The 22,762-nt window shown below is 68.6% G+C and carries 17 protein-coding genes and 1 pseudogene; 6 read left to right on the top strand and 12 right to left on the bottom strand.

Translation table 11 applies throughout. The annotated features are described in order from the left end of the window. Positions 1-192 precede the first annotated feature (192 nt). Entirely contained in the window at positions 193-2,865 is a 2,673-nt protein-coding gene (locus tag RHOOR92_RS0104535; RefSeq protein ID WP_027489723.1) for a TonB-dependent receptor, read from the bottom strand. A 216-nt stretch (positions 2,866-3,081) separates the two neighbouring features. Between RHOOR92_RS0104535 and RHOOR92_RS0104530 the strand changes: the two genes are divergently transcribed. Together RHOOR92_RS0104530 and RHOOR92_RS0104525 are read left to right on the top strand one after the other, a co-directional pair. After that, positions 3,082-4,071: a YncE family protein gene (locus tag RHOOR92_RS0104530; protein WP_027489722.1), complete on the top strand. Its 990-nt coding sequence runs from the start codon at positions 3,082-3,084 to the stop codon at positions 4,069-4,071. A 971-nt stretch (positions 4,072-5,042) separates the two neighbouring features. After that, positions 5,043-5,393 carry a DoxX family protein gene (locus RHOOR92_RS0104525; protein ID WP_037114865.1) on the top strand — a complete coding sequence of 117 codons (351 nt, stop codon included), beginning with the start codon at positions 5,043-5,045 and terminating at the stop codon, positions 5,391-5,393. A 176-nt stretch (positions 5,394-5,569) separates the two neighbouring features. Here RHOOR92_RS0104525 and RHOOR92_RS19195 read toward each other — a convergent pair. The 5 genes and pseudogenes from RHOOR92_RS19195 to RHOOR92_RS0104495 form a co-directional block, all read right to left on the bottom strand. After that, a pseudogene (locus RHOOR92_RS19195) lies at positions 5,570-5,913 on the bottom strand (cation transporter); the annotation flags it as partial. 19 nt (positions 5,914-5,932) lie between these two features. Continuing rightward, positions 5,933-6,505, bottom strand: a complete 573-nt coding sequence (locus RHOOR92_RS0104510) for an NADPH-dependent FMN reductase (protein WP_007510216.1) — start codon at positions 6,503-6,505, stop codon at positions 5,933-5,935. Between the two features lie 51 nt (positions 6,506-6,556). Continuing rightward, on the bottom strand, positions 6,557-7,105 hold the full coding sequence (locus RHOOR92_RS0104505) for a DNA starvation/stationary phase protection protein (RefSeq protein WP_027489721.1): 549 nt from the start codon (positions 7,103-7,105) through the stop codon (positions 6,557-6,559). Positions 7,106-7,158: 53 nt separating this feature from the next. After that, on the bottom strand, positions 7,159-7,770 hold the full coding sequence (locus tag RHOOR92_RS0104500) for an NAD(P)-dependent oxidoreductase (RefSeq protein ID WP_015446414.1): 612 nt from the start codon (positions 7,768-7,770) through the stop codon (positions 7,159-7,161). Positions 7,771-7,995: 225 nt separating this feature from the next. After that, complete coding sequence (locus RHOOR92_RS0104495) at positions 7,996-9,471, bottom strand: aldehyde dehydrogenase family protein (RefSeq protein ID WP_027489720.1); 1,476 nt, start codon at positions 9,469-9,471, stop codon at positions 7,996-7,998. Between the two features lie 275 nt (positions 9,472-9,746). Between RHOOR92_RS0104495 and ygiD the strand changes: the two genes are divergently transcribed. Further along, positions 9,747-10,526 carry a 4,5-DOPA dioxygenase extradiol gene (ygiD, locus tag RHOOR92_RS0104490; protein ID WP_027489719.1) on the top strand — a complete coding sequence of 260 codons (780 nt, stop codon included), beginning with the start codon at positions 9,747-9,749 and terminating at the stop codon, positions 10,524-10,526. 52 nt (positions 10,527-10,578) lie between these two features. Here the strand turns inward: ygiD and RHOOR92_RS0104485 are convergent, their stop codons facing one another. Genes RHOOR92_RS0104485 through RHOOR92_RS0104465 form a run of 5 tightly spaced genes read right to left on the bottom strand, consistent with a single transcriptional unit; the run spans position 10,579 to position 14,624 of the window. After that, entirely contained in the window at positions 10,579-11,808 is a 1,230-nt protein-coding gene (locus tag RHOOR92_RS0104485) for an amidohydrolase family protein (RefSeq protein ID WP_027489718.1), read from the bottom strand. Positions 11,809-11,846: 38 nt separating this feature from the next. Continuing rightward, the gene (locus RHOOR92_RS0104480) at positions 11,847-13,103 is read right to left on the bottom strand and encodes a M20 family metallopeptidase (protein WP_027489717.1); all 1,257 of its coding nucleotides are present in this window, start codon (positions 13,101-13,103) and stop codon (positions 11,847-11,849) included. A 49-nt stretch (positions 13,104-13,152) separates the two neighbouring features. Then, entirely contained in the window at positions 13,153-13,701 is a 549-nt protein-coding gene (locus tag RHOOR92_RS0104475) for a DsbA family protein (RefSeq protein WP_027489716.1), read from the bottom strand. Next, on the bottom strand, positions 13,701-14,213 hold the full coding sequence (locus tag RHOOR92_RS0104470; protein WP_015446419.1) for a redoxin domain-containing protein: 513 nt from the start codon (positions 14,211-14,213) through the stop codon (positions 13,701-13,703). Before RHOOR92_RS0104470 ends, RHOOR92_RS0104475 begins: the two co-directional genes overlap by 1 nt. 27 nt (positions 14,214-14,240) lie before the next feature. Further along, positions 14,241-14,624, bottom strand: coding sequence for a conjugal transfer protein TraR (locus tag RHOOR92_RS0104465; protein WP_027489715.1), 384 nt, complete (start codon positions 14,622-14,624; stop codon positions 14,241-14,243). 232 nt (positions 14,625-14,856) lie between these two features. On the opposite strand from RHOOR92_RS0104465, the gene RHOOR92_RS0104460 reads away from it, so the two are divergent. After that, positions 14,857-15,867 (top strand): ATP-binding protein, encoded by a 1,011-nt coding sequence (locus RHOOR92_RS0104460; protein ID WP_027489714.1) that lies wholly within the window; start codon positions 14,857-14,859, stop codon positions 15,865-15,867. Continuing rightward, positions 15,860-17,281 carry a nitrogen regulation protein NR(I) gene (gene ntrC / locus RHOOR92_RS0104455; protein WP_007510239.1) on the top strand — a complete coding sequence of 474 codons (1,422 nt, stop codon included), beginning with the start codon at positions 15,860-15,862 and terminating at the stop codon, positions 17,279-17,281. The genes RHOOR92_RS0104460 and ntrC overlap by 8 nt, the downstream gene beginning before the upstream one ends. Before the next feature lie 70 nt (positions 17,282-17,351). Here ntrC and RHOOR92_RS0104450 read toward each other — a convergent pair whose 3' ends face one another. Continuing rightward, positions 17,352-21,239 carry a glycosyl transferase family 36 gene (locus RHOOR92_RS0104450; RefSeq protein WP_027489713.1) on the bottom strand — a complete coding sequence of 1,296 codons (3,888 nt, stop codon included), beginning with the start codon at positions 21,237-21,239 and terminating at the stop codon, positions 17,352-17,354. 178 nt (positions 21,240-21,417) lie between these two features. Between RHOOR92_RS0104450 and RHOOR92_RS0104445 the strand changes: the two genes are divergently transcribed. After that, positions 21,418-22,752: a glucoamylase family protein gene (locus RHOOR92_RS0104445; protein WP_027489712.1), complete on the top strand. Its 1,335-nt coding sequence runs from the start codon at positions 21,418-21,420 to the stop codon at positions 22,750-22,752. Positions 22,753-22,762: the final 10 nt, after the last annotated feature.

Here is a 22,762-nt window from a genome sequence, read left to right as displayed (position 1 = left end):
GGCGATTGCTTCGCTGCGTCGGGCAGGACTATCCAAAGTGCGCTCAAGGGCCAGCCGGTGCGGAAGCCGACTCCGATCAAACCGGCACGGCATGTGGAAGGACCGCCACACGCCCGTGGACCGGCCCGTTGAAGTTGGCGCGGTCCACGGTGGCTGGCGCGGCCGGATACCGGCATGTCGTCCCGGATCCGATCAGAACTCGAAGCGCACACCTGCCATGTAGGTTATCCCATAGAACTCGCGCTGGATCGGGCGGTCCGGAGTGCCCTGATAGAATGCATGGGGCGTATCGAGCAGGTTCTTGGCGTAGAAATAGATCGACCAGTCTGCCGGAAACTCGTAGCTGGCGCTGAAGTCCATCGATGTGCGGCGTGCGTTGTAGATGTCGCTGGTGCGATCGGTGCCGATGCCGAACAGGTCGGACGATACCGAATACGCCGCCAGGTTCAGCGAGAGACCAGCGCGCTTGTAGAAGATCGAGGCGTTCCAGGTGTTCTTCGATGTCGACGGGAGCAGCGAATACTCGCCGGGACGGATCTGGATGCGCGAATTGACCCAAGTGTAGTTGGCGCTGGCACCCAGGCCATCGAGCCAGCCCGGCAGGTTGCGGAACTGTTGAACCCAGTTCAGCTCCAGGCCGCGCGCGTATGCGGAGCCGATGTTTTCGAACGTGAAGATATGGAACGGCTGCGGACTGCCCGGGTACAGGTTGTTGTTCGGCAGTGTCTGGGTCGTCTCGATCGGGATGATGTAGTTGGAGATTTCCTTGTCGAACACCCCGGCGGACATGATGCCGCCGCCGTCCAGGTAGTGCTCGATGCTGAAATCGAAGCTGTTGGCCGTCGCTGGTTTCAGCGACGGGTTGCCGGTGGTGACGATGCCCGAGCCCACGTCGATCGCCAGCGCCGGGTTGGCCTGGTTGAAGCCCGGGCGGCCAATGGTCGACGAATAAGCCGCGCGCAGGATCGTGTCGGGCGCCAGTTCATAGCGAAACTGGAGGCTTGGGAAGAAATTGTCGTAGTTGTGCTTGATGTTGATCGGATACGCGAATGGATTGCCGGAGGCGTCCATGCCGGCGGAGAATGCGCCGCTTCGATCGTGCGTCTGTTCGAAACGAACGCCGGCGAGTATGCCGAGGTTGCCGTAGCTGCCCGTGTATTCACCGTAGGCCGCGGAAATGTCCTCATGCGCGTCGAGGTACTGCTGCTGAGCGCTCAATACATCGCCGGCCTCGATCGTGCCTTGGCCAAAGATGCCCCGCAAGACGCCGGGGGCGATATCCACGCCGTTCTGATAGAGCTCGTCGTAGTAGGTTTCGTTGGAACCGCTTGAGACGGCGGTCAATGGCAGGGCAGTGGGATTGAGCGTGTACGGTTGTGCCGTCGTCCGTTTATGCCGCTGGCGCACGCTCAGGCCGAACCGCAGGTTTTGATCCGTCAGGCTCCCCCAATTCACCGGCGTATCGGAATTGATGGCGTACGACATTTCACGGTCGAAGTTGTACGCCGTGCTGTTGCTGAGGCTGGTCAGTGCGTAGTTGGCCGGATCGAGGTAGCCCGGCGCGTTCGAGAGCGTGTAGACGGGAACGTGGCCGGGACCCGTCGGGCCGTACGTGATTTGCCCCGCTGGCGTGGAAGGGGAGTTGTACGTGAACGTGGAGTTGTAGTCGAAGGGCTTCTTGTACGTGCCCTCGACGTAGGCGACGTGATAGTCCACGGTCGTGTCGCCCAGGATGTTCTTGCCGCCCAGCATGTAGAGTCGCTCGGTGGACGTTTCCTGCTCGTCGCGCAGCGATTTGGTGATCGCGCCCGGGAAAGAGAGGGTGTCTTGCAGCGTTCCGTTCGACAGCACCGTGGTGTTGCCGTCAGGCAGGATGTCCATGAACTGGCGCTTGTATCTTTCCGTGTAGCCCGCATCGAAGGCACGGAAGTACCAGTCGTTGTCGTCATCGGGCTGATAGTCGATATCCATCGCGTAGCCGTGGCGCCGGCGGTGCAGCTCGTAATCGCGCTGCTCGATATCGTTCACCGCCTGGTACGGATGCGCCGAATCGTTGAAATAGGCGGGCTCGACGTCATCGATGCCGCGTGAATCGCTGTGGCCCGATGCCGTCAGGACGATCGAGAAGGGACCGAATCGGCCACCTCCCACCAGCGAGAATTCGCTGATCGGCGTGCCGCGCAGCGGCTCGTAACCGCCGCCCGCGCTGCCCTCGAAAAACGCGCCCTGCTCATCGGGGGCCCGTTTCGGCAGCACTTCGATCGTGCCGCCGAGGGCCTCCGCATCCTGGCTCGGCAGGTTCGACTTCGTCACCTTGACGGCGCCGATGAAGCCCACCGGGATGGAATCCAGGGCCACGCCGCGATAACCGCCGAACGGCGAGGCATTGTTGGTGGGAAGAAGCCGGACACCAGCGTAGGTGGTGCTGTTCAGATCGGCGTCGAACCCGCGGATGTTGACATAGCGACCTTCGCCCTCGTCGGTTTCCAGCGAGATGCCGGGAATGCGGCGAACGGCTTCGGCGGCACTCACATCGGGCAGCGCCCGGATTTGTTCCTCGGTACGAATATTGATCAGGTTGGGCGCGTTTTCCTGCGTCTTGCGGGCAATGTCATCGGACGTGCGCGGGGCTACGACACTGACTCCCTGCAGGTCTTTTACTGCCTGCTTGGACTTCTGCCTGTGCTGGCGATCGGCGCCACTTGCGTTGGCAGTGTCGCTCGCTGTCGATCCGTCATGCGCCGGGGCCGGCGTATCCGACGCCGTAGCCGCAAAAGCAAACACATCCGTCGGCGCGCTCAGTGCCCCGAGACACGAGAGGATGGTGCAACTAAGCAGGGCAACGCGTAATTTTGAACGGTGCATCGAGCTGGCCTCAATCGGGGACAAACCATCCGTTCCACCGCGCGGAGCGTGGTGGGGCTGGGGAGTGGGAAGTCCCTCGAAGCTAGGCGGGGGCTGTGACAGACAAGTTGCTGCGCACTTACCGATCCGTAAGCTGCCGATGCGTGGTCCTTCTGGCTAGACTCGCCACCTGCGTGTCAGTCAACTTGCGTAGCTGAGGATGATCAATTGAAGACAATGGCATGGGTTCTGACCCTCGCGTGCATGGTCGCGGCTCCGTCATGGGCTGCTGCGCCACCGTCGGGTAACTACCGGGTTACGCATCAGTACGCGCTGGGAGGATCGGGTGGCTGGGACTATTTGACGCTCGACCCTTCCACCAATCGTCTCTTCGTCGCTCGCGACAATCGCGTCATGGTTGTCGACACGAAAAGCGGCAAGGTGGTCAAGGAGATCCCGGGGATGAAACACGCACATGGCGTTGCGCTGGTGCCGGATCTGCAGCGTGCCTACGTCACCAACGGGGGCGCGAACGATGTCAGCGTCGTGGATCTCAAGACACTCGCCGTGGCAGGCAGCATTCCCGTTGGCGGAAAAGATCCCGACGCCATCATTTACGACAGCGCGACGTCGCATGTCCTGGCGATGAACGGGGACAGCAACAGCATAAGCGTGATCGATCCCAGGCTCGGCAAAGAGCTGCAGACCATCGCCCTTGCGGGCAACCCCGAATTCGCCACAAGCGATGGGCATGGAAACGTGTACGTCAATCTCGAGGACAAGGGCGAGCTGGCGCATATCGATACAAGGGCCAATGCCGTAAAGCAGACCTGGTCCCTGTCGCCATGCGAAGGTCCGACCGGCCTCGCACTGGACGCGGTGAACCAGCGGCTGTTTTCCGTGTGCGCGAACGGATGGCTGATCGTCATGGATGCCGGCTCCGGACATCAGGTCGCCAGGCTGCCGATCGGCAAGGCCCCCGATGCGGTCGCCTACGATGCTCGGACCCACACGGTTTTCAGTTCGAGCCGGGAAGGCGTGCTGGACGTGATCCACCAGGTGGACAAAGACCACTACTCTTCCGCAAAGGCCGTCCCGACGCTGAAAAGCGCGCGTACCTTGGCGCTTGACCCCGCATCGCACGAGATTTTCCTGGTGGGCGCGAAGAGTGCGGTAAAGGGCAAGCCGGTAAGCGGATTCACGATGCTTGTTGTGGATCCGCATTGATCGACAAGTTTGCCGCATGACCGTTCTGCCCACCTGCCGGCCGTCACACGGTCGCTTCACGGATGGGGGCTGGCGTCCGGTGCGGGTCCGGGCAAGGAATGCCGGGTGACCTGGCGCGCGAACCAGGGCATCCTTGGCGTCGTGTCCCAAGAAAAAGTTTGAACGAGGCTGGCCGTTGCCCGCGCGAGCTTGGCGAGAATCGTACCGGCGCTCTTGTACCGGACGAAAGGCCTGGGATCGGCGTTGCGCCGGTCGACGTACTCGCGAATGGATTGCTCCAGACCAGCCACGCGGGTGCGTGTGCTGCGCCTGATCCTTTGCTCGCTGATCTTGCCGGGAGAACGTTCGACCCGATTGAGCCAAGGGGCACAGGCGGAGATGAAGTGCGCATGGAATCGCAGGCGCCTTGCGGATCGCCAGCCGTGCCAGCAGCTCCGCGCGCTCCGCGTCGGTCACCACCAGCTCCGTTCATTTCCCAATCTGGTGCTACTTGTTCTTGAGACACCCCGCCAAGGAGCTTGCTGGTCCAAGTGCCGTACGCGCCGCAGGCGAAAGTAGGCGGCCTCGGTAGATCGGCCACGCGAGGGGTCGGGCTGTTCGGAAAAACCATGCCGCCGGCGGTACAAGAAAGGTGAAGGCCCGAGGCGGCCAGAGGCAAGGTGCGGACAGCGTGCCTTGCCGCAAGAAATGGCAGAAGGCTTTCCCTCATCGGAACCCGCGGGGCACCCGCAACCATGGGCGCCCGCGTCTCCCGTCCGGGCCTGTGGACGGATTGCGTGCCGTCGTCTCCAGGGCGATGATCGCAGCCGGACGACGTGTGTGACCGCTGGTCATCCGGCCATGTTGATGTTGCGAGGTTCAAGCCCAATCCGGGCATGCCGCCCGTCCTGGACGAGCCGGCATATTCAATCTGACGAGATCCGAGGAGAACGTCGTGGACAAGTTGATCAGCGTAGTGGCACGCCATCCTGATGGCGCAGCTTTTCATCATCTCCGGCTGGCAGAAGCTGACCGGGTTCAGCGGCACGGAAGGCTATTTGGCCTCGATGGGCATCCCCATGGTCGGCCTGGTGACGCCCCTGGTGATCCTGATTGAACTGGGCGGCGGGCTGGCCCTGCTGTTCGGTTTCAAGACCCGTTGGGTGGCGGCCGTGATCGCGTTGTTCAGCGTGGGCTCGGCGCTGGTCGCGCACACGCATTTTGCCGACCAGGCGCAGGCGATCAATTTCATGAAGAACCTCTCGATCGCCGGCGGCCTGCTGTGGTTCGTCAGGAATGGCGGCGGTACGGCCAGCGTCGACGCACAGATCGGAAGCAAGTAGGGCGCAAGCCGGAAGAGCACGATGATCGTCGCCTGGCCTTCGCCGGGCGGCGGTCATCCGGTTTCCGGAGGCTCGCCCGCCCGTCGGTGAACGCTTTCCCGGAAAGCCCGGTGGGTCTGCGGTTTCACGAACAGTGCCACGACCTCCGGGTGGAGCCGGCGAATCCGCAGGCTGATCGGCCGCGGCTGGCGGGCATGCCGGATGCCCCGGTAGAGCGACACGCCCGCACCGAGCGCGAACACCAGCAGCGCCACGATGAAGCTCCAGAAATACAGCTCGCGACCGTAGCCCACAGCGGATGCTCCGGGTCGGCCCGGCGTTGCGAGCGGCGCATGCCTTACAGCAGCAGGACCTCGTTGCCGGTGTCGACGAAGGAATGCACTGCCTCGCTGAGCATGGCCGAACTGCCGGTCCGTGCCGCCGCCACGGTCTTGGTGGTGGCGACCAGCAGGTTGCCGACCAGGGCGGCATGCACGGTCAGGCGCGTGGACGGAGTCCCCGCCGTGGCGGATCCGGCCATGCGCCCGCCGCGGTTTCGCTCAGCCCTCGCGAGGCAGCACGATCAGCACGCGCTCGATGAACAGGTGCAGTTCCTTCATGTAGTTGCCGAGGAATTCGGTGGTCGATTCGTCGCTGACCGTGCCATCCTCGGCGATCAGCCCCGGCCTGAACTGGATGTATGCCTCCATGGTGTTCATCAGCGGCGAGTTGCAGAAGCACAGCACGCCGCGCAACTGCTGCTGGGCGACCGCGGTGCCGATCGCGCCGGGCGAGGTGCCGATCACGCCGGACGGCTTGCGCGCGAACGAGTTCTTGCCCCACGGCCGGCTGGCCCAGTCGATCGCGTTCTTCAGCGCGCCGGGAATCGAGCGGTTGTACTCCGGGGTGACGAACAGCACCGCATCGACCTCGGCGATGGCCTGCTTGAACGCGCGTGCCACCGGCGGGTAGTCGGCGTCGTAGTCGTAGCTGTACAGCGGCAGCTCGCGGATCGGGATCTCCACCAGCTGCAGCCCCGGTGGTGCGAGCCGCACGAGCGCCTTGGCCAGCAGGCGGTTGATCGAGCCCTTGGCGAGGCTGCCGACGAGATAGCCGACTTTGTAGGTCTTCATGGGGGTTCCTCGGAAGTGGGTGGTGTTGCCGCGGAAGTGCGGATGGGCCTTTCAGTGGCCGGTCGAATCGCTGCGGCGGGCGGTCTCGAACAGGAACCAGGTGCGCCGTTCGGTCTCGTCGATCCAGTTCTCGATCAGGCTGGCGGTGGCGATGTCGCGGCGCTTGTCGCAGACTTCATGGGCTTCGCGCAGGCGCGCGGCCAGCGCCAGGTTGTCCTCGCGCAGTTCGGCCAGCATGTCCGCCGGCTCGACGTATTCGGCGTCGTTGTCGTCGACCCGCTGCAGCCGTGCGATGTGGCCGATCGAGCGCAGCGTGGTGCCGCCGAGCTTGCGCACGCGCTCGGCGATCGGGTCGGTCATCGCGAACAGCTGGTCGCCCTGCTCGTCGAGCATCAGGTGGTAGTCGCGGAAATGCGGCCCACTCATGTGCCAGTGGAAGTTCTTGGTCTTGAGGTACAGCGCGAACACGTCGGCCAGGATCGCGTTCATCGCGCCGGCCACATCGCGGGTGGCCCTGGCATCGAGGTCGGTGGGTGTGACCAGCGGCGCACGCTGCTTGCGCAGCAGGGATGCCCGGTCGGTGACGGGTTTCTTCTTCATGGCGGGATCCTTGGGTGAAACGGCCGAGGAACGGGGTTCGATGCGGATGGGTGTCAGTAACCGACGGTGAAGCGTTGCCGCGAATGCCTGGGTGTCTCCAGTTCGTCGGCCATGGCGATCGCGAAGTCTTCCATCGAGATCCAGCTGCGGCCATTCGCGTCGGTGAGCAGGCGGTCGCCGCCGAGGCGGAATGTCCCGGTGCGGTCGCCGGGAGCGAACTCGGCGGAGGGCGACAGGAAGGTCCAGTCCAGCTGCGGTTCCTTGCGCAGCATGTCGAGGAAGCGGCGCCCGGCTTCCGCCTCCGGTTTGTACGCCGCCGGGAAGTCCGGTGCGTCGATCAGTGCCTGGCCGGGCGCGACTTCCAGGCTGCCGGCCCCACCCACCACTGCCAGCCGCTGCGCACCGGCCTGCTTCACCGCGGCGATCAGTGCCGCCGCATCGGTGCTGGCGAATTTCATCGCGCTAACCACGGCGTCGTGGCCTTCCAGCAGCGGCGCCAGTTGTGCCGGCTGGTTCGCGTCGGCGTTCTTCAGCACCAGCCGTGGTTGGGCGGCCACCATCGCGGCATTGCGGGCGATACCGGTGACGTGGTGGCCGCGCCGGAGCAACTCTGCCAGCAGACGCGAGCCGACGCGCCCACTGACCCCGATCAAGGCGATGTGCATGACATGGCTCCCGCTTGCATGGTTGTCGATATGTGCTCCGGAGCCGCGATCATCCGGAGCGGAGTTCGTTGCCCAGCGCAGTGCGCCAGACGCCGGTGAAGATCAGCGAGGACCGGCAGTACGCCGCGGATGACCAGCCCGCCGCTGCCCGGGCCGGGCTTGCTCTGGATGCTGTTTGCGGTTGCCATGCGGATGGTCCTGCTCGTGATGGTTCGTGCCGGCGGTCTAGAACGGGTAGCTGCGTGGGACGTGCTGCACCGAGATCCAGTGGGCCGCGGTGAACTCGTCGATGATCCACTCGCCGCCGAAACGCCCGATGCCGGAATTCTTCTCGCCGCCGAACGGCACATGCGGTTCGTCGTTCACCGACATGTCGTTGACGTGAGTCATGCCCGCCTCGATGCGCTGGGCGAAGCGCACGCCGCGATCGATGTCGCCGCAGAACACCGCGCTGGACAGGCCGTAACCGGTGGCGTTGGCCAGCCGCAGCGCGTCGGCCTCGTCCTTCGCGCGCACGATCGGCACGATGGGGCCGAACGATTCGTCGCGGAACAGCGAGCTGTCCGCCGGGACGTCGGTGAATACGTGCGGCGGCAGCAGCTGCCCATCGGCCTCGCCGCCCAGCAACTCGGTGGCGCCCTGCTGTTTGGCCAGCGCGATCTTCTCGACGATGCCGCGCAGCTGGGCGGCGTCGATGATCGGGCCGATCGCGGTGGCGATGTCATTCGGGTCGCCCACCTGCAGCGTCCGCGTGCGCGCCACGAAGCGCTCGACGAACGCATCATGCAGCTGCGCGTCGACGATGATGCGGTTGACGCTCATGCAGATCTGGCCTTGGTGCAGGAAGCGGCCGAACACCGCGGCGCGCGCGGCCTGTTCCACATCGGCGTCGCCCAGCACCACGAACGGGCTGTTGCCGCCCAGTTCCAGCGCCACCCGCTTCAGGTGCGTGCCGCTGCTGGCGAGGCGGCCGATGCCCTGGCCCACGGCGGTTGAGCCGGTGAAGGAGATCAGCCGGGGCTGCGGGTGTGCCACGAAGTAATCGCCGATCTCGCTGCCCGCGCCCACGATGACGTTGAGCACGCCGGGCGGCAGGCCGGCCTCCTCGAAGATCTTCGCCAGCAGCAGGCCGCCGCTGACCGGAGTGTCGCTGGCCGGCTTGACCACCACCGCGTTGCCCAGCGCCAGCGCCGGTGCCAGCGAGCGCTGGGTCAGATGCAGCGGGAAATTCCACGGACTGATGATGCCGATCACGCCCAGTGCGCGACGGTAGACCCGGTTCTCCTTGCCGGGAATGTCCGAGGCCAGGATGCGGCCGGCCACGCGGTACGGGAACGAGGCGGCCTCCAGCGTGACCGCCCGCGCGCTGTCGCATTCGATGTTTGCCTTCAGCCGGGTCGAGCCGGCTTCGCGGATCAGCCACGACAGGATCTCCTCGCGGCGCTCGTCGAAGACGCGCACGGCGTTGTGCATTACGAGCGCACGCTCGGCCGGCGCGGTGGCGGCCCAGGCGGCCTGCGCCGCGCCGGCCGCCAAGTAGGCATCGTCCACGTCCTGCGTGGCGGCCAGCGGAATCGTGACCAAGGTGTCGCCGGTGTAGGGATCGATGTCGGTGTTGTGGCGGGTGGATCGGCCGCTGCGCCAGGTTCCGGCGATCGGCAGGGCTTCGAACCCCTCGAAATTTTTTGGTGATGCCGGCATGGCGGCCACGGCTTTCTCCTCAACCCGAGGTTGTGGGGCATTGGCAACCTGCCCGCTGAGAGGCCGGCAGATGGCCTTCCATATGGTTGGATGTTGCACTGACGATCACGGCAGACTAACGCGGAGCATGTAACCAATACGTGCATGAAACTGGGGCCCGCGGGCACGCTCGAAGGCCGGCCTCCGCGGCGTGCGTGCCGCCGATCGAGAAACCCGCGGCCATGGCGGGCCTTGCCGTCGGCGCGGCTCGTTCACCACCACTCACGGGACATGCCATGAATACGCGTATGCCGACGGTTTTCCTCGGGCACGGCAATCCGATGAACGCCCTGCACGACAACGACTGGAGCCGAAGTTGGGCGGCGCTCGGCCAGCGCCTGCCGCGGCCGCGTGCGGTGCTGTCGGTGTCGGCGCACTGGTACCTGCCGGGCACCGCGGTCACCGCAATGGCGGCGCCGCGCACCATCCACGATTTCGGCGGCTTCCCGCGCGAGCTGTTCGAGGTGCAATATCCTGCGCCCGGTGATCTCGATCTGGTGCGTCGCGTGCGCGAACTGCTGCAGCCGCTGGACGTGCGCGCGGATCTTGCGTGGGGGCTGGACCACGGCACCTGGTCGGTGCTGCGTCATGTGTTTCCCGCCGCCGACGTGCCGGTGGTGCAGCTTTCGATCGACGAGTCGCAGCCGCCGGCGTTCCATTACGGGCTGGGCCGGCTGCTGCGGCCGTTGCGCGACGAGGGCATCCTGCTGATCGGCAGCGGCGACGTGGTGCACAACCTGCACAGCTACGCCTGGGGCCGGCATCCGGTCGAGCCGTTCGCCTGGGCGCTGCGTTTCGAGTCGCGGGTGCGCGAACTGATGCTGCGGGGCGACCACGAGTCGCTGGTGAACTACGAGTCGCTGGGTGCGGACGCGGAGCTGTCGGTGCCCACGCCGGAGCACTACCTGCCGCTGCTGTACGTGCTCGGCGCCAGCGGCGAAGGCGACGCGGCGACGTTCCCGGTCGAGGGCATGGACGGCGGCTCGATCTCGATGCTGTCGGTGCAGTTCGGCTGAGCGCCGGCGGAGCCCGCGGCCCCCGTTGACGGGTCACGTCGCGTTCCAGTCTTCAGTGGCTCGTCGCAGTCGCCGGTCCGCGATAGACGCGCCCGCTCTTCATCACGAAATCCACCCTGGCGGTGACGCCGATGTCGGCCAGCGGGTCGCCCGGCATGGCCACGATGTCGGCGTGCTTGCCGGCCGCGAGTACGCCGATGTCGTCCTGGCCGAGCAGTTCCGCCGCGACGCTGGTGGCGGCTTTCAGCGTGCGCAGCGGCGTGAGGCCCGCCGCCACCATTGCCTGGAATTCGAGGATGCCGTGGCTGAAGGGGAACATGCCGCAGTCGGTGCCGTAGGCGATTTTCACCTCGCTCTGTGCGAGCAGCCGCTGCGATGCGACGATCGAGCCGCTGTCGCGGCTGAACTTCCACACCGCCTGGCACGGCAAGGTGTGCTCGTGCAGGGCGTGCAGGTCTTCCTGGGTCATCTGCATCGTCGGTACCAGCCAGGCACCGGCCTGCTGCGCCATCGCCAGTGCCTCGGCGTCGATCAGATAGGCGTGTTCCAGGCTGCGGGCGCCGGCGCGGATGGCCTGCCGGCAACCGTCGGCGGCGCCGGTGTGCACCGCCACCGGCATGCCCAGTTGCCGCGCGGTGGCGGCCAGCAGGTTCATTTCGTCGTCGAACCACGTCACCCGGGCCGGGTCGTCGCCGGGGCTGAAGTAGCCGCCGGTGTTGGTGGTCTTGATCCAGTCGCTGCCGAAGGTGTGCTCGCGGCGCACCAGCGCCTTGATCGCGCCCGCGTCGTCGGCGAGGGCGGAGACGGGGATGTCCCAGCGCGGCCCGTAGAACCCGCGCAGGTCGCCGTGCCCGGCCGACGAGCTGATGATGTGCGCGGCGACGATCAGCCGCGGCCCCTCGACGAGGCCGGCGGCGAGTGCGTTGCGCAGGTCCACGGTGGGGAAGTCCGGATCGACGCAGCCCATGTCGCGCAGGGTGGTGAAACCGTAGCGCATGTACTCGCGGGCGATGCTCAGCCCCTTCAGCGCCTTGGTTGCGGACGAGGCCAGCGTCTGCTGCGCCAGGTCGGCGGCATCCATGGTCAGGTGGACGTGGCAGTCGATGAAGCCGGGGCTGACGGTGCGCTCCGACAGGTCGATCGTCTGCGCATCGGGCGGCCGGCGTACCGTGGGTCCGATCGCCGCGATGCGGTCCTCTTCCACGAGGATCTCGAGCGGACCGCTCAGGCGTGCGGAGACGCCATCGAACATCCGGCCGCACTGCAAGACGCAGGTTCCCATGTCAGTTCCTTGCGCCGTGGTGCCGGCGCTGCCAAGGCTCAGGGCGCCGCCAGCCACGCCCGCGCGGCCACCATCAGCGTTTCCACGCCGGTCTGCAGGGTCGGGTGCAGCACCGGCAGGAAGCGCGGGTTGTGGTTGGTCGGGATCTCGTTGAGCCGGTTCGCCGCCTTCGCTTTCGCATAGGTGTCGGGGTCGGTGCCGCCGACGAACCAGAACACCGACGGCACCTGCCACTCGGCGCCGAACGAGCCAAAGTCCTCGCTGGCCGAGGTCGGGCCGGTTTCGCGGATGCGCTCGGCGGGAAAGTGACGGTGGAAGGCCTCGACCACGCGCGTGGTCGCCACGTCGTCGTTGGTGACCAGCGAATAGTTGTCCAGCGGCGTGATCTCCGGCGGCTTCGGCGCGCCGGAGGCCGCCGCCTCGGCGTTGACGATGCGGGTGATCGCGGCGAGTACGCGTGCGCGCACGCCCTCGTCGAAGGTGCGCACGTTGAGCTTGATGACGGCCTCGTCGGGAATCACGTTTTCCTTGGTGCCGGCCTGCAGCGAGCCGATCGTGAGCACCGCCGCCTCGGTCGGCGCCAGCTCGCGGGCGACGATGGTCTGCAGCCGCAGCACCGTCGCCGCCGCCATCACCACCGGATCGATGCTGGCTTGCGGCATCGAGCCGTGCGCGCCGCGCCCGAACAGACGGATCTGCAGGCTGTCGGCGGCCGAGGTGATCACCCCCTTGCGCCCGCCGACGGCGCCGGCCGGGCCCACCATGACATGCTGCCCCAGCACCACGTCAGGCTTGGGGAAGCGCTTGAACAGCCCGTCGTCGATCATCGCCTGAGCGCCTTCGGCCGTCTCTTCCGCCGGCTGGAACACTGGCATCAGCGTGCCCCGCCAGCTGTCGCGGGTCTGCGCCAGCAGCGTCGCGGCGCCGACCAGCCAGGCGACGTGCATGTCGTGGCCGCAGGCGTGCATCACCGGCACCGTGTTGCCATCGTGGTCGGTCGCGGTGACCTTGCTGGCGTACGGCGCGCCGGTCGCTTCCTCGACCGGCAGCGCGTCCATGTCGGCGCGCAGCATCACGGTGGGGCCGTCGCCGTTGCGCAGCAGGCCGACCACGCCGGTCTTGCCGACGCCGGTGGTCACGTCGTAGCCGGCCGCGCGCAGGTGGTCGGCGGCCAGGCCGGCGGTGCGGGTCTCCTGCATCGAGAGTTCGGGGTGCGCGTGGATGTCGGTGTACAGCGCTTCGAGTCGCGGCAGCAGCGCCTGGAGATTTCCCGGCAATGGTTCGGTGGAGGGCATGGTCTTCTCGTTCGTGGTGGTGGGCGTTTCGGGTGCCGGCCGCACGCTGTCACTGCTGCCGCGCGATCACCCGGCCGATGCTGTGCGCCAGCGTGTCGAAGTCGCCCTGGTACAGGTAGCCGTTGACGAAGAAGCTGGGCGTGCCGTTGGCGCCGCTGCGCACGCCGCCCATGAAGTCGCGCCGAATGGACGCATCGATGTCGGGGTTGCGCAGCGTGGCGGCGATCGTCGCCTCGTCCAGGCCCAGCGCGCGCACGCCGGCCTCCAGCCCGGCGCCGCCGGACGAAGCCCAGTCCGGCTGGTGCTCGTAGAGCCAGTCGTGCATCGCCCAGAAGCGGCCCTCGACCGCCGCCGCCTCGGCCAGCTCGGCGGCGAGCATCGCGTAGGGGTGCGCCTGGGCTAGCGGGAAGTGGCGGAACACGAAGCGCAGGTTGCCGGCGTAGCGGTGCTGCAGCTGCTTCACCAGCGGGTAGGCGCTGCCGCAGGCCGGACACTGGAAATCGCCGTATTCCAGCAGCGTCACCACGGCGTGGCCGTTGCCCTGGACATGGTCGTGCGCGGCGACCGGCGCGGCCAAGATCGAGTCCTCGTGCAGCATCAGGAGGCCTCCCGCGCGAGGTTCACGGGCAGCGCCTTCTGCACGTTGTTCGAGGGCAGCGCCTCCAGCGCGTTGACGATGCCGGCCGCCCCCGGGTTCACGCCGATCGGCGACAGGTGACTCCAGCGGATCATGCCGTCGCCGTCGATCACGAACAGCGCGCGCTGCGCCAGGCCGAGCTGCGCGTCGTACACGCCGTAGGCGCGCGCCACCTTGCCCTTCGGCTCGAAGTCGGACAGCAGCGGGAAGCGATACCTGCGCTCGCGCGCCAGCGCGGCGTGGCTCCACACGCCGTCCACCGAGATCGCCAGCAGCTGTGCGTTGAACCGGGCGAACTCGTCCAGCAGCTCGTTGTACAGCGCCAGCTGGTCGCTGCACACCGGGCTCCAGTCGGCGGGGTAGAACGCCAGCACCACGTTGCGGCCGCGGAACTCCTTCAGCGCCACGCTCTGGTCGGGGCTGGCATGCAGGGTGAAGGCCGGTGCGCGGGTGCCGGCGGCGAGGATGGTCATGGCGGACTCGATGGTCGGGTCGATGGGTTATCCGCGCGCCTCGCGGGCGCGTTCTTCCTGCACGGTGAGCACCGCCTCCGGCGTGCTCTGCAGCCGCACCAGCGGGATCGGCTCGCCGCTGAGGTCGGAGCAGCCGTAGCTGCCCTCGGCGATCTTCTGCAGCGCGCGCTCGATGTTCGCCAGGCGGCGGTCGTCCACGTCGTGCAGCGCCTGCTCGATTTCGTGCCGCGACGAAGCCTGCGCGGCGTCCTCGTCTTCGGCGGCCTCGTCGCCGTGCTCGAGCTGGAAGTCGCGTTCGCCGGCCAGCCCATCCTGCTCGCTGCCCAGCAGCCGCCTGCGCAACGCGACCAGGCGCTGGCGCTGCTGCTCGATGAAGGTCCGGCTCAGGCCGGCCTGCGGTTCGGACGACATGGGATGCTCCTGCCCGCGGTGTCTGCTCGCGCGTCTGCGCACAGTGGAATCAGCCGGGTGAATGCGCTGTAAAAATCGTCCGGCGGATCGCCGCCAGTTCCGGCGCAGCCGCTTCAGCGGGCGGCTTTCCGGCGGCGAACGGCAGTGCCTGCGGCTGGCCCGGGTGATCCTGTGCCGGCACGTGGCCCAGGGCCAATTTGCACCAAGACGAGACATTGCCCATGATGGTGCAATGAGCGAGCAGGCGTGGCGGACATGGGCAGAGCAGATGGCGACCGGGCTGGCCCTGGTCGACGCGCAGCTGCGCCTGCGCTGGCTCAACCCCGCCCTGGTCGAGTGCCTGGGGCTGGCTTTCCGCCACGCGGTGGGGCAGCCGCTTGGGCTGCTGCTGGACGATGCGGACGAAGGCATGGCGCGGGCGGCGAAGGTGCGGGCGGAGCAGCGGCCGGCGCAGTGGCGCGCCGTGGCGCTGGCCGCGGCCGACGACCGCGAGCTCAGCGCGGACATCGCGCTGCAGCCGTTCGGCGACGGCCTGCTGCTGGAAGTGCACGTGCTGGCCGAGCCGCCGTCGTCCGCTTCGCCGCTGTCGGCCACCCTGCGCGGCTTCGCGCACGAGGTGAAGAACCCGCTGGCCGGCCTGCGCGGCGCCGCGCAGCTGCTGCAGCGGCGGGTCGAGGGCGAGGACCTGCAGGCGCTGGCCGGCATGATCATCGCCGAGGCCGACCGGCTCGGCGCACTGGCCAACCGCCTGCTGCATCACGACGGCGCGGCGCAACTCGGCCCGGTCAACATCCATCGCCTGCTGGAACGGCTCGCCGACCTGCTGCTGGCCGAGCCTGCGCCGCCGCAACTGCATCACGACTACGACCCCAGCGTGCCGGACCTGCACGGCGACGCCGACCGCCTGCACCAGCTGCTGCTGAACCTGGCGCGCAACGCGCTGGAAGCCGGCGCACGCACGCTCACCCTGCGCACGCGGGTCGAGCACGGCGTACGCGTGGGCGAACGGATGCTGCGCATGGCGCTGCGGGTGGACCTGATCGACGACGGCGCCGGCGTGCCCCCCACGTTGCGCGACACGCTGTTCCAGCCGCTGGTCTCCGGCCGCGCCGACGGCAGCGGCCTCGGCCTGGCGTTGGCGCGCGAGATCGCCCACGAGCACAGCGGCGAGCTGCGCCACACCAGCCGCCCCGGCCACACCGTGTTCTCGCTGTACCTGCCGCTGGAGCGCACGCATGACTGATCGAGCCAAATCACCGGCAGGAGCGCAGCCTGCGCTCCTGCAAGAAATCTGGATCGCCGACGACGACCGCGGCGTGCGCTTCGTGCTGGCCGAGGCGTTGCGCGACGCCGGGCTCGCGGTGCGCGAGTTCGACGCGGTGGCCGGCGTGCGCGCGGCGCTGCGCGAGGCGCGTCCCGCGCTGCTGCTGACCGACGTGCGCATGCCGGGCGAGGACGGTCTGAACCTGCTCGGCGAGCTGCAGGCGCAGGGCATCGGCCCGGTGATCGTGATGAGCGCGTATACCGACGTGGCCACCGCCGCCGCGGCGTATCGCCTGGGTGCGGTCGACTACCTGGCCAAGCCGTTCGACCTCGACCAGGCGGTGGCCGCGGTGCAGCGCGCGCTGGCCAGCGTGGCTGCGCCGACGCCGGTCGCCGGCGCGGCGCTCGCGCCGACCCATGCGCTGCTCGGCGAGAGCGCGCCGATGCGCGAGGTGTTCCGGCTGATCGGCCGCGTCGCCGCCAGCGACCTCAACGTGCTGATCACCGGGGAGACCGGCACCGGCAAGGAACTGGTGGCGCGCGCGCTGCACGAGGAAAGCGCGCGCCGCGGCCAGCCCTTCGTGGCGCTGAACACCGCGGCGATTCCCAGCGAGCTGCTGGAGAGCGAGCTGTTCGGCCACGAGGCCGGCGCGTTCACCGGCGCCACCCGCCGCGTGGCCGGGCGCTTCGAGCAGGCCGAGGGCGGCACGCTGTTCCTCGACGAGATCGGCGACATGCCGCTGATCCTGCAGACGCGCCTGCTGCGCGTGCTGGCCGGCGGCGAGTTCTACCGGGTCGGCGGGCGCGAGCTGATCCGCTGCAACGTGCGCATCGTCGCGGCCACCCACCAGGATCTGGCCGCGCGTGTCGCCGCCGGCGCGTTCCGCGCCGACCTGATGCACCGGCTCGACGTGGTGCGCATCGAGCTGCCGCCGCTGCGCGCCCGCCGTGCCGACATTCCGCTGCTGGCCCGGCACTTCCTCGCCGCCACCGCGCAGGAGCTGAAGCTGCCGCCGAAGCGTTTCTCCAAGCCCGCGTTGAAACTGGTCGCCCAGCGCGACTATCCCGGCAACGTGCGCGAACTGGAAAACCTGTGCCGGCGGCTGGCGGTAATCGCGCCCGGCAGCGAGATCCTGCCGGCCGACCTCGGCAGCAGCGCCGATACGACGCGCGGCGGCGAATGGACCGACGCGCTGCGCGAGTGGGCGGTGCAGGCGCTGGCCGATGGCGAGGCGGACATCCACGCGCGCGCCCGCGCGGCGCTCGACCAGACCCTGCTGCAGGCCGCGCTGCAGGTGCACGAGGGGCATCGGCAGAACGCCGCGCAGGCACTCGGCGTGGGCCGCAACACGCTGACCCGCAAGCTCGGCGCGTCGCGCACGCGGCGAGGCTAGCGTCCCCGATCTGCCGGTCCATCGTCGGGGAGCGGTTTCGGGGAGCCGGCGGGCGGTACCCGCCGTGGCGTTACGGGTCTGGATGCGTGCGGGTAGGCACGCAGCCCAGCGTGATGAGTAGCTGGTGTGTTTCGCCATCATCAGGCAGTGCAAGTGCAGCATCGGCATCCAGCATCTGGCCGTCCATGTCGATGTGCGCCACGCCGCGGCAGACCCGCGTCGGATTCTCCACGCGGATCACGTAGCGGCTGACGCGAGTCCGACGATGGAGGTAAGTCAGTTCGAACCCCGGCCAGTCTCGGGGCATGCAGGGATCGATGCGCAGCCGGTCGCCTTTCAGATGGAAGCCGAGCAACGCCTCCAGCCCGGCGCGGTACAGCCAGCCGGCCGAACCGGTGTACCAGGTCCAGCCGCCGCGGCCGGTGTGCGGGGCGACCGAATAGACGTCGGCGCAGGCAACATAGGGTTCGACCTGGTAGCGCGCCTCCGCGGCGGGGCGGTCGCCGTGGCGGATCGGGTTGAGCAGGTCGAACAGGGCGCCGGCGCGGTCGCCGTCGCCGAGGCCAGCCCAGGCGAAGATCGACCACACCGCGCCGTGCGTGTACTGGCCGCCGTTCTCGCGCACGCCGGGCGGGTAGCCCTTGATGTAGCCGGGGTTCTCGCGGCCGCGGTCGAACGGCGGGGTGAACAGGCGGGCGATGCGATGGTCGTGGTCGACCAGCAGGCGATCGACCGAGTCCATCGCCTGCGCCGCATGCGCGCGATCGCCGATGCCGGCCAGCACGCTCCACGATTGCGCGATGGTGTCGATGCGGCACTCGTCGCTTTCGTGCGAGCCGAGCGGTGCGCCGTCGTCGTAGTAGCCGCGGCGATACCACTGGCCGTCCCACGCCCGCTCCAGTGCGGCACGCAGCTCGTCGGCATGGTCGCGCCAGCGCTGCGCGCGCGCCTTCTCGCCGCGTCGCTCGGCGTACGGCGCCAGCGCGGCGATCGTGGCGAGCAGGAACCAGCCCAGCCAGCTGCTCTCGCCGCGCCCCGCGGCGCCGACCGCGTTCATGCCGTCGTTCCAGTCGCCGGTACCGATCAGCGGCAGGCCGTGCGCGCCGCGGGTGAGGCTGCTGTCGATCGCGAGCGCGCAGTGCCCGTACACGCTGGCTTGCCGGTCGGAGTGCCCGGGCTGGAAGAACGCGTCGGTGGCGCCGTCGGGAATCGGCTGGCCGGCGAGGAACGGCAGCACCTCGTCCAGCACTTCAGCGTCGCCGCTCACCTCGACGTAGTGCGCGGCGACATACGCCAGCCACAGGCGGTCGTCGCTGACCCTGGTGCGGATGCCCTGGCCGCCCGGCGGCAGCCACCAGTGCTGCACGTCGCCCTCGACGAACTGGCGGCCGGCCGCACGCAGCAGGTGTTCGCGGGCGAGATCGGGGCGGCTCACGCACAGCGCCATCACGTCCTGCAGCTGGTCGCGGAAACCGTAGGCGCCGCTGGCCTGGTAGTAGGCGGTGCGCGCCCACAGCCGGCAACTGGTGACCTGGTACAGCAGCCAGTCGTTGAGCAGGAGGTCCAGCACACGATCGGGCGTGCGCACCTGCACGGCATCGAGCAGGCCGTTCCACTGCGCGGCGACGTCGGCGAGCACGCCATCGATATCCGCCGTGCGATATTTCCCGATTAACGCTTGCGCGGCGGCTTCGTCGGCGGCGTCGCCGAGCAGGAAGCGCAGGTCGAGTTGCGTGCCCGGCGGCAGTTCGATGCGTACCTGCAGCGCACCGCAAGGCTCCAGCCCGGCGCCGAGGCGGCCGGACAGCGGCGTGCCGTCGCGCAGCGCCAGCGGCTGCGCGACCGTGCCGAGCGGCCCCAGGAATTCGTGGCGGTCGCCGCTCATCGAATGCGCGGGCCCGGCCAGGTCGATGAACGCCACGCGGTCGCCGAAGTCGGGCCGCCAGCGGTTGCGCGCGAACAATGCGCCGGTGCGTTCGTCGCGCGAGGTGGCCACGAACGGCGCGGGCGTGCTGCCGTTCGCGCCCAGCGCCCACTCCACATAGCCAGTCACCGACAGCCGTCGCGTGCGCGGCGAGCGATTGCACAGGCGCAGGCGCGACAGCTTGAGCGGGTCGTCCGTCGGCACGCACTGCAGCAGCTCCAGCTCGATGCCGTGCGCGTCGTTCTCGAAGCGCGTCCAGCCCTTGCCGTGGGTGGCCGCGTAGTGCGCGCCGGCCACGCGGATCGGCAGCGCGCACGCGCTCCACAGCACGCCGCTGTCCTCGTCGCGCAGGTACAGCACGTCGTGCGGGCGGTCGCTGACCGGGTCGTTCGGCCACGGCGTCAGCGGATTCTGCTGGCTGTTGAGCGACCACGCGTACCCGCCGCCTTCGGCCGACAGCATGCAGCCGAACACGGGGTTGGCGATCACGTTGACCCATGGCGCCGGCGTGGGATGCGTTTCGTCGAAGTCGATCCGGTAGGCGCGGCCGCCGTCGACGAAACCGCCGTGGCCGTTGGCGAATTCCGGCGCATCGGCGTTGGCGGTGACGGCCGCTGCCATGGCGGTCGCGCGGATCGGCGCGGGTGCGGCGCGGGCGGCTGGCGATCCGGCCGCGGCCTGCGCGGGCGGCGCCTCGTCCAGCACCACGCGCGCCGCCGTCAGCAGGCCGCTGCGCAAATCCGCGCCGATCGCGTCGTCGCGCAACGCGAACAGCTCGGCCTTGGGCAGCGGGGCGTCGGTTTTCAGGCGCGCCTGCTGCGCACCCACCAGCGAATCGAGCGCGGCCTGCCGCGCCTCGCCGGCGGCCTGCAGCAGCACCACGTCGACGGCGAATTGCTGACGGCGCCAATGCTGCTGCGCCTGCAGCACCTCGCTCACGCGCGTCAGGTCGTCGCTCTCGCCGAGGCGCAGCAGGAGGATCGGCCGGTCGCCGGAGATGCCGGCGGACCACAGCACCGGCGCGCCGCCGTGGCCGCGTACGAGCACGTCGGGCGCCGCGCGCTGGCATGGATCGTTGCACAGCAGCGCGCTCATCCAGCGCGCGAAGCGTGCCGCCTGCGCGGCGCCGATGCCGAGCTGCGCGTATTCGGCTTCGGCCTGTCGTGCCGCGCCGTCGAACAGCCGCGCGGCGGCGGCCGGATCGCCGAGTTGCGCGGTCAGGGCGATGGCGCCGTCGCGCGAATCGGCCAGTCGGGTCCACAGCAGCAGCGTCACGCTGCTGTCCGGCGCCAGCGTGAAGCGCCGGCGCAGGGCGAACACCGGGTCGAGCACGCAACCGACGGTGTGCGACAACGCGGCGCCCGGCTGCATCGCCTGTGCGTCGCGCAGCGTGTGCAGGCGGCCGAGGAAGCGTGCGCGGTCGGTTTCGAATTCGCCGGCATCGCCGCCATCCTCCCCGACGACCTGCAGCGCCTGCGCGGCCCACACTTCGGCTTCGCTGCCGTCGCGCCGCCGCCGCGTGGCCAGCAGCATGCGGTGCGCCTCGTCCCATGCGGTCTGCACGAACATCTTGGAGAACGCCGGGTGCGTGTTGTCGGCGCCGACCGGGCCGAGCACCAGCTCGGCGTACGAAGTCAGCGACAGCGTACGCGTGCGGTCGCCGTGGTTGCTCAGGGTGAGCCGGCGCAGCTCGACGTCGGCCTCGGCCGCCACCGCAACTTCCAGCACGCTGTGCACGCTGTGGTGGCGCCGGCTGAAACGGGCGCAGCTCGGCTCGAATGCGACCGCGTCGTCCGGCCTGTGCGTGCCGTACGGCTGCCGGCTGGCCGACCAGGTTTCACCGCCGTCCTCGTCGCGCAACAGCAGGTAGCTGCCCCAGCCGTCGCCGACCGGGTCCTCGCGCCAGCGCGTCACCGCCAGGCCGCGCCAGCGGCTGAAGCCGGCGCCGTTCGCATCCAGCATCACGCTGTAGCGACCGTTGGACAGCAGGCAGCGCTGCTCCGCATCGATGCTGCGGGGGGAAGGCGATGACATGGCGACTCCTGTCGACGGCGGCAAAAAAACCAGCATGCGCCGGCCACGGCATGCGCGGCGTCAACCTGCGCTTCACCACGTCGCGGAGTACGATGCCCGCGATATCGGCCGGCGATTGGCCGTCGCAGCATCTTTCGTTTGCATGCTGCGGTCACCGCGAAAGACCACGACGAGATCCATGCCCGCCCAACCCCCCAGCCATCCGTCCGCAGCGGACCCGCTGCTGCAACACCTGCAGGACAAGGCGTTCGCCTACTTCCGGTGCGAGACGAACCTGGCGAATGGTCTGGTGGCGGACAAGACCGCAACCGATTGGCCGGCCAGCATCGCCGCCACCGGGCTGGCGCTGAGCTGCTACCCGGTGGCGGTCGAACGCGGCCTGCTGAGCCGCGATGCCGCGATCAAGCGCACCCTGGCCACGCTGCGCTTCTTCCGCGACAGCCCGCAGGGCACCGAACCCGACGCCAGCGGCTACCGCGGCTTCTACTACCACTTCCTCGACATGCAGACCGGCCGGCGCGCGTGGAAGTGCGAACTGTCCACGGTGGACAGCGCCTTCCTGTTCGCCGGCATGCTGACCGCCGCGGCGTACTTCGACGGCGACAGCGCCGGGCAGAAGGAGATCCGCGACACCGCGAACTTCCTCTACCAGCGCGCGGAGTGGCCGTGGGCGCAGGCCGCGGACGGCACCATCGGCCACGGCTGGCACCCGGAGAGCGGCTTCATCCCGCATCGCTGGCAGGGCTACGACGAGGGGCTGCTGCTGTACGTGCTGGCGCTCGGCTCGCCCACCCACGCGCTGCCGCCCGCGGCCTACGCGGCGTGGTCGTCCACCTACGAGTGGAAGCATTGCTACGACGTCGACTACCTGTACTGCGGCCCGCTGTTCACCCACCAGCTGTCGCAGGCATGGATCGATTTCCGCGGCATCCAGGACGCGTTCATGCGCGACAAGGGCATCGACTACTTCGAGAACAGCCGCCGCGCCACCCAGGTGCAGCAGCGCTACGCGATCGACAACCCGCTCGGCTTCAACGGCTACAGCGAGCATTGCTGGGGCATCACCGCCTGCGACGGCCCCGGCCCGGCCACGCGCAGGATCGACGGCATCGAACGCCGCTTCGAGGACTACGTCGGCCGCGGCGTGCCGTACGGCTTCGACGACGGCACGCTGGCGCCGTGGGCGGTGGCGGCCTCGCTGCCGTTCGCGCCGGAGATCGTGCTGCCGACGGTGCACCACTTCATCCACACGCTGCAGCTGCACGACGCGCATCCCTACGGCTTCAAGGCCAGCTTCAACCAGACCTGGACCGACACGTCCGGCCGGGCGCCGGGCGGCTGGGTCTCGCCGTATTTCTTCGGCCTCAACCTCGGCCCGATCGTGCTGATGGTGGAGAACCATCGCAGCGGCCTGCCGTGGCAACTGATGCGCGGTTGCCGCGCCATCGTCGATGGCCTGCGCCGCGCCGGCTTCGACGGCGGCTGGCTGGATGCCGGCCAGCAGCAAGCATGAACACGACAAC

It is taken from the genome of Rhodanobacter sp. OR92 (assembly GCF_000427545.1).
GTDB lineage: Bacteria > Pseudomonadota > Gammaproteobacteria > Xanthomonadales > Rhodanobacteraceae > Rhodanobacter > Rhodanobacter denitrificans.
Note: the sequence above shows the minus strand (reverse complement) of the source record. Positions and strands in the feature narration are given on the sequence as shown.